Origin of the sequence: Chitinophaga sp., from assembly GCF_036569185.1 — a bacterium.
GTDB lineage: Bacteria > Bacteroidota > Bacteroidia > Chitinophagales > Chitinophagaceae > Chitinophaga.
On sequence record NZ_DATCRD010000267.1, the window covers coordinates 1 to 12,769 of the forward strand.

Consider the following 12,769-nt stretch of genomic DNA (forward strand, 5'->3'; position numbering starts at 1 on the left):
AGACAAAATCCGCAAACTTTTCCGTAATTTAACGCATGCGTTATATCACCTTCTATATACTCATGCTCCTCTCACCCGTTTCCGTAATGGCGCAAACAGTTACCCCCGTGGAACTCGGCGCCCTCTCTACCGATAAAATCAAAGAAGCCTCCGGTATCGCCTCCAGCTCCACCCTCAAAGGTTGCTTCTGGACGCATAACGACAGTGGCAACAAACCCGAAGTATACCTGCTCAACAATAAAGCGGAACTGATCAGTACCGTGAAACTCGCTGATGCAGGCAACCGCGACTGGGAAGATATTGCAGAAGGAATTGGCCCCGTAAAAGGCAAACACTATGTGTATGTAGGCGATATTGGCGATAACTCCGGCATCCGCAACCATATCCGTATTTACCGGTTCCAGGAACCGGATAAACTGCCCGCCGCTCACCTGGAAATCACACCGGATGTGCTTACGCTGCAATATCCCAACAGTCCCCGCGACGCGGAATCACTCATGATAGATCCTATCAGCAAACAGATCTACATCCTCAGCAAAAGAGAAAAAGAAATAAGCCTGTATAAAACCAGCCAGCTGTTCTTTAAAGACGGCGATAAAGCCACACTCGAAAAACTGATAAAACTTCCCTACACCTGGGTTACCTCCGGCGATATTTCGAAAGACGGGCACCACATTGTTATTAAAACCCTTACCACCGTTTATTACTGGCATCGCAACACCAACGAAAGCGTGGAACAAGCCATGTCAAAACCCGCCAAAGAACTGCCTTACGTGACCGAAAAACAGGGAGAAGGCATCACCATCCTCCCCGATAACAGCGGCTATGTTACCATCAGCGAAGGAAAACATGCCCCTGTAAATTTCTACAAATGGAATTTCTGAGCCGCTAACATTTATTGCTGCCGTCGCATTTCAGTAACATCGCCTATACTTGTATAGTGCGTGCAGCCCTCACTATCTGCTGCTAACCCGTATTTTATATACCCTCAAAAACAGGTGATTCCCCGTCGGGAAATACCTGGAGTAAAACCATTTTTTACTATGCCACTGACAAACAGCTTCCACCATTTTTTTGCCCGGGGAATGCCATCCCGGTAAACCGTTACAGACAAGTATTACACACAACTCTCCTCAGAACCATTCATTCAATAACCTCATTCGCTCATGCAAAAGAAAGCTATCATCATTGGCGCCGGCCCCGCAGGGCTCACCGCTGCCTATGAACTACTACAGCGCACCGGTATCATCCCTATCGTACTGGAGAAAAGCACAGATATCGGCGGTATTTCCAAAACGGTCAACTATAAAGGTAACCGCATCGATATAGGAGGCCACCGCTTCTTCTCCAAATCAGACCGTGTTATGGACTGGTGGATGAACATGATGCCCCTGGATAAAGAAGCCGCAGAAATATTTTCCATCAGCTACCAGCAAAAAACAAAAGAAGTAAAGGTGAACCGCAACAACAACAATAATAATACCGATACCCTGGTAGCCACTGATCCGGATCTCGTCATGCTGGTAAGGAAACGCCTGTCGCGTATCTATTTTCTCCATAAATTCTTTACCTATCCTATCCAGCTATCGGTAGATACGCTCCGTAAACTCGGCTTCACCACCACCATCAGCATCATGATGTCGTACCTGTGGGCGCAGCTCTTTCCTCGGAAAAATGAAAAATCGCTGGAAGACTTTATGGTGAACCGTTTTGGTCTTACCCTTTATCATCTCTTCTTCAAAGATTATACAGAAAAAGTATGGGGCGTTTCCTGCAAAGCTATTTCTGCGGAATGGGGCGCGCAAAGGATCAAAGGCATCTCTATCGGCAAAGCGATTGCCCATGCGGTAAAATCCGCTGTGGAAGCCGGTAAGCCGAAAGACCTCAAACAAAAAAATGTGGAGACGAGCCTGATCGAACAATTCCTGTATCCCAAACATGGCCCTGGCCAGCTCTGGGAAGAAGTAGCTCACCAGGTGATCAACAAAGGCGGTACTGTATTGATGCAACACGATGTAAAAAAGATCCACACCTCCGGGAATCAAATCACTGCCATAGAAGCGCTTGACCGTACTACCGGGGAAACAGTGATGCTGGAAGGCGATTACTTTTTCTCTACCATGCCCATCAAGGAACTGGTAGCCGGACTGGAAACGAATGTGCCGGGAAATGTTCGTGAAATCGCCGCCGGACTACATTATCGCGACTTTATCACCATCGGCATCTTACTAAAAAACCTCAGCTTCGAAGATAAAAAAACCGACGGGCACAAACCGCTGGAGCTGAAAGACACCTGGATCTACATACAGGAAAAAGACGTAAAAGTAGGGCGACTGCAATTATTCAATAACTGGAGCCCTTACATGGTGAAAGACCCGGATACTACCTGGGTGGGAATGGAATATTTTTGTAATAAGGGAGATGATTTCTGGGACCTGAGTGATGAAGAGATCCGGGGAACAGCTATCCGGGAGCTCTGTAAAATAGGACTGGCGCAACAATCCGATGTACTGGATGCCACTGTGCTCAGGATGGAAAAAACATATCCCGCCTATTGGGGCACCTACGCCCGCTTCGAAGAACTGAAAAGTTATATAGACACCTTCGAAAACCTGTTCCTGGTGGGCCGAAACGGCATGCACAAATACAACAATTCCGATCACTCCATGCTCACCGCCATGGTGGCTGTAGACAATATTGCCAACGGTATTGTTACCAAATCAAATATCTGGTCTATCAACACAGAACAGGAATATCATGAAGAGAAAAAATAAAAAATCCGTAGTCTTTGTGCCGGGAAAATATTCCCCGGCACAAAGACTACGGACAAATTCACCCGTTACCGTTTCTCGTTATACACGCCAAACTCTGCAATCGCTGGCGTTTCGGAATAACCGTCTATCAGTATCCTTACTTTATTACCCCATACACGCGGAAAACGGTGAATACTCACACGACCCGCATGTTCGCCATCCGATGGCAATGGCTTCCACTCCCCGTTCTCATTATATTCCAGCCGGTATTGCTTAATACGCGCTTTATCTTCAGTAATCACTATCATGTTAAACCCTTGCTGCCGGTCAAATTCCACTTCAAACCAGGGCTGCTTCACTGCGCGGTTCGACTGCCACGTACTTCTGAAACTATCATCGTTTGCAAAATCCATGATGTTCATATCATTGCTCCAGCTGGAATTAGCCGGTTGGTGCTTGGCAATATTAGGTGAAATAATGGGAGATGCATACGTTGGTAATGCCGCTACAGGTCCTTCATTTTTCCATTGTTTCCCGATCTGCTTTAAGGTTTCCAAAGCGTTGTTGTCGATCAGCCCATCGCGGTTAGGCGCTACGTTCAGAATGAAATTGCACCATGCCTTGTTAAACGGAACAATGTTTTCATTCACCAGTCTATCCACACTCTTCACCGGCGTAGTGGGAAAATCCGCTTTCCAGAACCATGCCGTATTAATTGGCAAACAGGACAATGCCGGCAAGTGATTATTCTCCGTGGAAATATGCTGACCCGCACCCTGCTCATACGATTTTATATCTGTATAGAACAATGCTTCCGCCGGGTACTTCGCCGCATTCAGGTCCATCACCAGGCAGTTAGGTTGCAATCTTTTGATCAGGCCATAAATTTCCTCAAAAGGTACATCATCATATGAAATCCTTGACCAGGGGGCATCCCATCCATCAATGATCAGCGCGGTGATTTCGCCGTAGTTGGTAAGCAATTCGGTGAGCTGCGCCTTGATCATCTTTATGTCCTCTTTCGTAATCTGCCCGGGCCTGATCTTATGATGCGTATCCAGGATGGAGTAATACAACATCACCTTCAGTCCTTTCGCACGGAAAGCATTGGCATACTCTTTCACCACGTCTCTTTTCAACGGGCTGTTCATCACATTGTAAGGAGTGGTTTTGGTATCCCAGATGGCAAAACCGCTATGATGTTTTGTAGTTAAGCAACCATAAGACATGTTCGCCGATTTGGCCGCTGCCGCCCACTGGTTGCAATCCAGTTTCTTCGGGTTGAAGATAGCCGGCGATGCTTCCGGATCGGCCCAGTCGTCGTCCATAAAAGTGGGAATATTGAAATGGATGAACATACCGAAACGCAGATCCACAAACTGCTGCTGCAATGTATGCAGCGATGGGTTTTGCTGCGCGCCGGCACTTCCCGTTATTAATAACAGTACTGCCGCCAGCATGCTGATAACCTGATTCTTTTTCACAAGCTGATGAGTTAAAATATAAAGAATAAAAAATTTACTACTTCCATTCAGGCTGCTGCACCAATTTGCGGCCCTGGTCCAGTATGCCCTGTGGTATAGGCCATACATAAAATTTATCGGTACTGAAGTGACGGTCTTCCAGTTTTGTTTTAGGATACTTATTGGTTTTGCCGCCGGTAGCAGGAATGTCTGTTAACCCGGCAGAAGCATCCAGGGTGTAAATAGGCCCGTTCAGCACTTGCTGCCCGATCCTCCACCGCAGGATGTCGAAATAACGGTGCCCTTCACCTGCCAGCTCTATCCGGCGCTCATGACGGATAAAGGTGCGCAGCGTTTCCTTGTTCATACTCCAGCCGTTAAGCGCAAACGTAGCCGCTACACCGGGCATACCTGCACGGGCCCTGATTTCGTTCAGTGCATTTGTAATTTCTGCAGATGGACCGGTAGCCTCGTTGGCCGCTTCTGCATACGTAAGCAATACTTCCGCATAACGGAGGATCTTCCAGTCGTTGCCACCATTATCGCGGGCTTCCAGTTCTGTTTTATCAAACATCTTCTTAAAAGCATAACCGGTATACGTGGCTTTATCACCACCAATTTTATCCAGCGTGCTGTTAATAGGATCATACATCTTATCATTGGCTAATGTGCTGCCGGGGTAGTAAATAGTAGCATTTAAGCGCGGGTCGCGGTTTTTCCATGGTGCATGCACATCATACGCCGGATCCTTGGTATAAGGATAGTAACCGCTGGCGCTTTCATAATCATCTACCAGTGAAGGCAAAGGATTCAGGTACAATGTACCTCCTGAAACGGAGTTCACACCGGTAATATCACGCAACCCGTTGGCCCGCAATTCCTTTACATGAATGTAGCTGATAATGCTTTCAGAGGAGTAATCCCCTTCCTGCTGGAACAGGTTATAATAATTTGCGTAAAGAGAATACACTTTACTGTCTATCACTTTCTTTGCCTCCGCAGCGGCGCCTGTGTAATCGCCGGTATACAGCAGCACCCTGGCTTTCAGGCCCCAGGCGGCGCCCTGGGTGAAGCGTCCTTTATCATCGCCGGTGTAAGACGATGGCAGATCAGGAGCAGCTTCATCCAGCCATTTGATCACCTGGGTAATAACTGTTGCTTTCTTATCCTGCGGCACATCTGATTCTGCTGGTGTGGCAAATACTTTCATTACCAAAGGCACATCCCTGAAAAGCGTAGCCATCATAAAATAACGATAAGCCAGCATCACTTTTACTTCTGCCTTTAATCTTTTCTTTAACCCTTCATTCATATCGGGCACTTTATCCACATGATCCAGGAATTCGAGGCAATGCCTTACCTGGCCGTATTGCCATTCATCGCCTAAATTACCGGTAGTAGCTACAAAGGTGCTGTTACCTATCAGCTGGGCATTGCGGAGCGTGTTGCCCCAGGATGCTGTTTTGGAAAAAGCATTATCGCTCATGCCCTCATAGCAAACAAAAAAATCGGCGGAAGGAAGGAACTCGTAGATCCTGGAAGCAAACTTCACGGCATCCGATTCCGTGGTCCAGTAGGTAGCATCAGAATACTGATCCAGCGGCGCACGGTCCAGGAAGTTTTTTGAGCAGGCAGTTAAAATACTGCAGGCGCATAATATAGCGATGATATGTAGTCGTTTCATGTTGTTGTTTTTTGCGGTGAGCGTCATCAGAATTTCAGGTTCAGGCCAAAGGTGTAAGTCTTCATTTGAGGGAAGTTCACACCCGACTGCCAGTTGTCGATTTCCGGATCGAAGCTTTTCGGGAAACGTTTTGATTTCAGTGTCAGCGCATTCTCCATCATGAAATAAAAACGGAGCTGACCAATCTTTGTACGTTGCAAAATATGGTTGGGCACACTATATCCCAGCTGCAGGTTCTTCAAACGCACATATTTTGAGTCATACAGCCACCAGTCGGAAAAATCGTAGTTCACGCTCAGGTCCTGCCGCATCAGGGGATAGCGGGCGCCCCTGTTTTCCGGCGTCCAGGAATCCATCAGGTCGGTGGTAAAGGAACCGCCGTAGTTGAACGGGCTTACGGCATAACCGGTGAGATACGTTTTATTTTTCAGCACGCCCTGGAATAACATACTCAGATCAAACTGTTTCCAGGAGAAATTAGCGTTCACGCCAAACATCATATGCGGATCTGCATCACCCAGTATTACACGGTCTTCCGGGGTAATCTGTCCATCGCCGTTGGTATCCTGGTATTTAATGTCTCCTGCTTTGTTTTGCGGTTTATAAGTGGGTGATGATTTTACTTCTTCATCAGACTGGAACAGCCCAAGCGCTTTATAGCCATACCAGGTCCAGCGCGATTGCCCTACCATCACAGGGTTTTCCTGTAATACATCCGGTGTACCGCCCAGGTCGAGGATCTTGTTGCGTGAATCGAAGATATTCACCATTACGCCGTACTTCAGTTTATTATCGCGGTTCTGGTAGCCGGCAGATACTTCCCACCCCCAGTTGCTCATGCGGCCCAGGTTCATGACCGGCGCATCGCGGCCAAAGGTAGAGGGCACGCTGGGCGTTAGCAATATACCGGTGGTTTTCTCTTTAAACACATCTACGGTGAGTGTTAATTTCTCCTGGAAAAAACCGGCGTCCACACCAATATTCCCGGTCACTTTTTCTTCCCAGGTAAGATCAGGATTAGCGGTATTGTTGTAATAGGTAGTGGTTTGCGCTTTATCGTTGAAGTAAGAAGCGCCGGTACCAATCAAACTGGCCCAGGAATAAATACCGCGTGTATCCGTTCCCGTTGCATTCTGGTTACCCACTTTTCCGTAAGAAGCACGCAGCTTCAGGTTACTGATAGTACCGGAGCCTTTCAGGAAGTCTTCTTCCGAAATCCTCCATCCTGCGGAAACGGATGGGAAGAATCCCCAGCGGTTGTTTTTGAAACGGGAAGATCCGTCGTACCGCCCGTTCACTTCCAGCAGGTAGCGGTCTTTAAAGCTGTAGGATAACCTTCCGAACAGCGACTGGATGGCCCATTCATAAGCGCTGCCGCCGGTGCTCCACTGATCTTTTTTCACGCTGCCCCCGTTGATCACATGGATATCATTATTCAGGAAATCCTGCCGGCCCAGGGAATAGGCGTCATACTTCATGCTTTCCTGGCTGTATCCCAGCAATGCTTTAAAATCATGCTGCTTCACCTGCAAGCCATAATTCACCGTACCGATGAACGTTTGGTTAATAGCAGTATTATAATCATCGTTCAAAGAGTTGGGCGATTGTTGTGTAGTAACGAGGTTCTCCTCATCATCGTACAATTTGTAGGTAGCCCTGAAAATTTTGTGTTTAATATCACGGCTGTTATAGGAATACTGCCCTTTTACCGACAGGTTTTTTGTGATCCCGTAATCCAGTGTGAGGTTGGTGTTAAGATAATTATCCTTATAATTTTCAAACCCTCCGTGATTGATAATAGCTACCGGTTGAGAACCGCCACGGTAGCTTCTGTCGCGCCCCTGCGGGGTATAAGCCCATTCGGTAGGGTTCAGGATATACGCCCAATGCATAGCGGTGGTATAAATACCGGCGCCGGCAAAACTTTTAGGCGCATTCATATACACCGTATTGATCCCGAACTTCAGGTTATCCAGGATCTGGGTGTTCACATTCACCCGCGAGGTAAAGCGCTCATTCATCACGCCTTGTACCAGTCCTTCCTGTTTGAGGTAACCGAGAGATACAAAGTAATCCGTATTTTTTGTTCCCCCGGAGATGCCCACGTTGTGTTGCATCTGGAGGGCGTTCTTTTTGAAGATGGCACTGATCCAGTCGGTGCTGGGCAATTCCCCGCTGGCGTATTTCTGGATATCGGCGTCGGAAAAGCGTACGGTGGCATCGGGATTATCGTTCAGCTGGGACTCATTCCATTTGCGCATAAAGGATACTGCGTCTACCAGTTTTGGGAGATAGGTGGGCTGTTGTGTGCCGGCGTAGGCATCGTACGCCAGCGAGGGCTTGCTGTTCAGTTTGCCTTTACGGGTGGTTACGAGTATGACCCCGCCGGAGGCACGGGCGCCATAAATGGCAGTAGCGGAGGCATCTTTCAGGATACTGATGTTATCGATGTCCTGCGGGTTCACCGTTTCCAGCTGACCGGCCACGCCGTCTATCAGTACCAGCACCGGGTTGCTCGACAGGGTGCTGATACCGCGGATATTCAGTTTGTTGTTGTTGGTTCCGGGCATGCCGTCTGTTTGCTGTATAAAGAGGCCGGGTACCTGTCCTTGAAGGGCATTCACCACGTTGGGCACGGGCCTTTCCGCTACCGCAGCGCCTTTTACGGAGGCTACGGCGCTGGTAAGACTGGCCTTTTTCTGGGAGCCATACCCTACCACTATAATTTCACCGAGCTTTTTGGTGTCTTCCGTGAGTACGATACGCAGCTGGGTGTCTTTACCGCTGGCTATCTCCTGGGTATTATATCCCATAAAGGATACAATGAGCACCGCATTTTCAGGAATGCCTTTCAGCAGGTACTCCCCTTTTTCATCGGTAACAGTGGCCATAGAAGCATCTTTCACCCGTATGGACACGCCGGGTAAAGGCTCATCTTTTTCATTCACCACTTTTCCGCGGATATCTTTGTACATGAGGCCGGCATCTGCATCCAGCAGCATATTTGCCAGCATTTCATTGCTGCGGCGGATGATCACTTTATCATCTGCTATAAAATATTCCAGGGAAAATGGCGCCAGCAGCTCTTTCAGCACATTGCCCACTTTCTGGTGCTTTGCCCGGATAGTGACGATGCTGTTAAAGATTTCCCGGTTAACGGCATAACTGAAAGAAAGATTGGCGCTGGCGCCTATCTCATCCAGCGCATCATGCAATGCGCCGCCTTCCACTTTCAGCGTAATCCTTTTTTCAAGCAGCTGGGCTTCGGTATGCTTGGCCAGCAGTGTTAGTGTGGTACTACATACAACGACTACAATACACAATGACATTTTCATTAGCATGCCTATTACAGGTACACATTTTTTCATACTTTTACGTAGATTAAGGTTGAGTAAAAACTAGCTGCCATCGGTTACCAGGCCAGTGTGGCAAACTAGCGTTAGAACTTAACTTTCAGCCTCCCGCAAGGGAGGTTCTTTTTATGTAGGCGCCGCTTCCTTATGCATAGGCGGGTGGTTTATTTCATAACGTTTAGCATTCCTTATCCATCCTGATGATGTAGGTAGTACCGTTGCTTTCCAGAGTAGCGTTGAGCGACAGGCACAACTGCCGCAATGCTTTATCTAAAGTGCCGTTAGTATTGAATTCTCCAAAATAAAAGCAGTTGGAAATCTTTCCTTTGATCTCAATTTTTACATTGTAATAATATCCCAGTTCTGCCGCCACTTCCGGCAAAGCGGCCCTGTCGTATTTCAGGATGCCCTCACGCCTGCTGAGCAGGCTACCTGTAGCCACCTGGTCTTCTTTCGTGATAATACCCGTGGCCTTGCTGAATACCGCCCGCTCACTGGGCGATACATGCACCGCGCTATCGGCATTGCCTACCGCCACTTTACCGGTTAACACGGTAACCGATACATCCGGCTGTGCATCAAACGCCTGGATATTAAAAGAAGTGCCCAATACGCGGGTATCTACACGCCCGCTGTGAATAATGAAAGGCTGCGTGGCATTAGTGGTTACCTCAAAAAAGGCTTCCCCGCTCAGCGTAAGCTCGCGGTTTTCTATCCCGAAAGCATCTGTATATGCCAAGGTGGAAGCAGGACTGAGCCAAACGGTGGTGCCGTCAGGCAGCTCTATCTTTTTATGTTCCCCCGCTTTAGTAGCCACCAGCTGTTGCCGGGAATGAACGGGCGTTGGCGCAGCCGGGCGCTGGAAATACCACCAGCCGCTTACCGCCAGTACCAGCAACACCGCTGCCGCTGCGGCTATCTTTGGCCACCACGTGTGCTTTACCGGTACTGTTCCCGGTGCGGCAGTGCGGATACGGGACAGTAACTGCTGCTCCATTTCCGCCTCCAGCAGGGATTTGGCGCCCAGCTCCATTTCATCCCACTCCTGGGTGGTTTTAAAGCTGTGATAATAGTTCATGAGCTGCTTCACTTCTTCCTCACTGGCCAATCCGTCCATCCATTTATCTATTAATGAATAAAACTCCTGTCTGTTCATACCGGGTATTTTATCACTAGTGACAAAAAAGAAGGGTTCCCCCCAAGGCAGGAGCAAAAAAATTTTACTTATCCATCAGCAGGAGCAGCAGTAAGGCATAGCCGAGGGCGGAGCGCAGCTTCCGGAGGGCAATATTGATCTGGTTTTCAACGGTTTTCACCGAAACGTTCAATTGGGCAGCAATTTCTTTATAAGAGAGGTGTTGGTCCCGGCTCATCCGGAATATCACCCGGCATTTTTCCGGGAGGGTGTCTATCAGGGTATTCAGCAGGGATTGCAGTTCTTTTACGGCCAGCTCACTCTCCGGGGAGGCGGTTTCCATCCGTTCCAGCATATGGTCAAACAGTTCTTCCCGCACAGGGTTTTGCCTGATATAACGAAACACCTTGTAACGGATACTGGCAGCAAGATACGCCTTCAGGGAGCTATTCAGCCGGATACGATGGGATCTTTGCCACAGTTCTGTAAACAGTTCCTGCACCAGGTCTTTGCAGGCTTCCTTGTCTTTCAGCACCTGGTAGGCCGACAGGAACAGGGGTTCCCAATGCCGCTTGTACAACAGGCTTAAGGCCTGTTCATCACCCGACTGCAACAACAACAACAATGCTTCATCTGTTTGCCCCTCAATGGCCGGCATGGTTGATTATAATTTTTTTATAGTGAAGATGGAATACCAGGGGATAAATATAGGCGTTAAATTATTATAGTAGGGGTAAAAAAGATGAGTGGTATCTATCACAAAAGACGCCTGTTGCATTTTCGGGATTAAAGCATCCTAAAGCAACAAGGCCGGCCTACCGGCCAGCCATGCTGTATAAATGGGGTTTTAATATTAATTTACGCCTGCTTTTCGAGCAACAACCGGATCATATCCTCCAGCATCAGCTCCGCATCATGATTCTGGATCATAAAATTTTTGAAGATGATCTTTCCATCCTGGTCAATCAGGTAATTGGTAGGCGCACCTCTCACCGGCAAGTTCTTTCTCTCGGTTTCCACATCTTTCAACGCTGTGAAACTGTATTTGCTGGATTTCACAAATGGCACTACGTATTCATCCTGGTCACGGACAATGTTTATAGCAACATAGGAAACAGCCTGACCTTTGAAATGCTGAAGCACTTTTTCAAAGTGAGGAAACTCTCCCCTGCAGGGACCGCAGCCGGGAAACCAGAAAGTGAGCAACACTACTTTCCCTTTGTAGTCCTGCATGGTGGTTTTACCGTTTGCCAGGTAAGATTCCAGGGAAAAGGACGCCTCTTTGGCATCTGCATTTAACCGTTGTTTCAGATCACTGTAAACAGCGCTTTCTGTTTTACCGGCTTCCTTACCATATGCCAGCAGCGGCGCTTTCAACGATCTGGCCGGTGTGGCTACATAAAACTTCATCAGGGTGTCATATGCCTGTTGCGGATGCCCACCGGAAGCGGCTACTTTAGCTTTGAGCAGCGCCAGTGTTTGTGGCATGCTGCCCCATCTCTTTGGCTTTATTTCATTCAGTACTGCAGCGGCTTCGCCGGCTTTGTTCTCCGCCAGTAATTTTTCAGCAGTTACAAACTGGCCGGCGAGCTTTGCACTTTTTTCAAACCCTTCCTTGCTTTCTGCTTCCAGGCCGGGCGTGGCAGCCAGTTCTGAAGCCAGTTTCAACGCCTCCGAAGGGCTTTCGGATAACAGCAAATCAAAATATTCCTCCATACCGGAACCAGACCAGCTGAATTTTGATACCGGGAAATCCCTGCGCATCTGTTCATACAGCGCTTTCTTTTTCTGCAGGTCCGGTTCACGGAAGGCCATCCAGTACAGTGCCTGTGCGCCCCGCTGGCTTTCAGGGAATTTTTTGATCAGCTCATTGCACATCTGCTGGTATTTCTGCGGGTTATCTTTCTCAAAAGCGCTGGCGTAATAGAAAAAATAATCCGGGTTGCCTGGTTCTGCGGCCGATGCCTTACCCATAAATTCCCGGGCTTTATCAAATTCCCCCCAGCGCTCTGCATCAATAGATAACTCCTGCCAGGCATCCGCCAGTTTAGGATCCAGTTCTACTGCTTTCAACAGGAAAGGCCGGGCTGCAGGGCTTTCTTTGTTGGTATAAAATTTACCGTAGCCATACTGTACGGCTGCTACTTTTGGGAATTTCTTTGTCCATTGCTGGTATTGCTTCACCACCCCGGCGCTGTCTTTCCACATGGTTTGGATATAGGCATCATGTGCAGCAACGTTTTCAGGGTGTTTATTGATCACGTTAACCAGGCTGTCGCCTTTTTGTTTAGCCTGGGCGCCTGCCATTAATGGTTGCCACAGCAATGCCACTGCTGCAATGGTATATGTGCTTAAATGATTGAAAGTGATTTTCATAATGC

Annotated in this window: 8 protein-coding genes; 2 read left to right on the top strand and 6 right to left on the bottom strand. The window is 48.2% G+C overall.

What is annotated here, in order from left to right; all coding sequences use genetic code 11:
- The first annotated feature begins 35 nt into the window (after positions 1–35).
- Positions 36–884, top strand: coding sequence for a hypothetical protein (locus VIM72_RS20515; RefSeq protein ID WP_332004694.1), 849 nt, complete (start codon positions 36–38; stop codon positions 882–884).
- A gap of 282 nt (positions 885–1,166) precedes the next feature.
- Positions 1,167–2,774, top strand: a complete 1,608-nt coding sequence (locus tag VIM72_RS20520) for an NAD(P)/FAD-dependent oxidoreductase (RefSeq protein WP_332004695.1) — start codon at positions 1,167–1,169, stop codon at positions 2,772–2,774.
- A 65-nt stretch (positions 2,775–2,839) separates the two neighbouring features.
- Here VIM72_RS20520 and VIM72_RS20525 read toward each other — a convergent pair whose 3' ends face one another.
- From VIM72_RS20525 to VIM72_RS20550, 6 genes are all read right to left on the bottom strand, one after another.
- On the bottom strand, positions 2,840–4,237 hold the full coding sequence (locus VIM72_RS20525; RefSeq protein ID WP_332004696.1) for an alpha-L-fucosidase: 1,398 nt from the start codon (positions 4,235–4,237) through the stop codon (positions 2,840–2,842).
- Positions 4,238–4,274: 37 nt separating this feature from the next.
- Complete coding sequence (locus VIM72_RS20530; protein WP_332004697.1) at positions 4,275–5,900, bottom strand: RagB/SusD family nutrient uptake outer membrane protein; 1,626 nt, start codon at positions 5,898–5,900, stop codon at positions 4,275–4,277.
- Between the two features lie 26 nt (positions 5,901–5,926).
- Positions 5,927–9,268 (bottom strand): TonB-dependent receptor, encoded by a 3,342-nt coding sequence (locus VIM72_RS20535; protein ID WP_332004698.1) that lies wholly within the window; start codon positions 9,266–9,268, stop codon positions 5,927–5,929.
- A 163-nt stretch (positions 9,269–9,431) separates the two neighbouring features.
- A complete protein-coding gene (locus VIM72_RS20540; protein ID WP_332004699.1) occupies positions 9,432–10,409 on the bottom strand; it encodes a FecR family protein in 978 nt (325 codons plus the stop codon).
- Positions 10,410–10,473: 64 nt separating this feature from the next.
- Positions 10,474–11,046, bottom strand: coding sequence for an RNA polymerase sigma-70 factor (locus VIM72_RS20545; RefSeq protein ID WP_332004700.1), 573 nt, complete (start codon positions 11,044–11,046; stop codon positions 10,474–10,476).
- Between the two features lie 200 nt (positions 11,047–11,246).
- Positions 11,247–12,764 carry a redoxin domain-containing protein gene (locus tag VIM72_RS20550; RefSeq protein WP_332004701.1) on the bottom strand — a complete coding sequence of 506 codons (1,518 nt, stop codon included), beginning with the start codon at positions 12,762–12,764 and terminating at the stop codon, positions 11,247–11,249.
- Between the last annotated feature and the right edge of the window lie 5 nt (positions 12,765–12,769).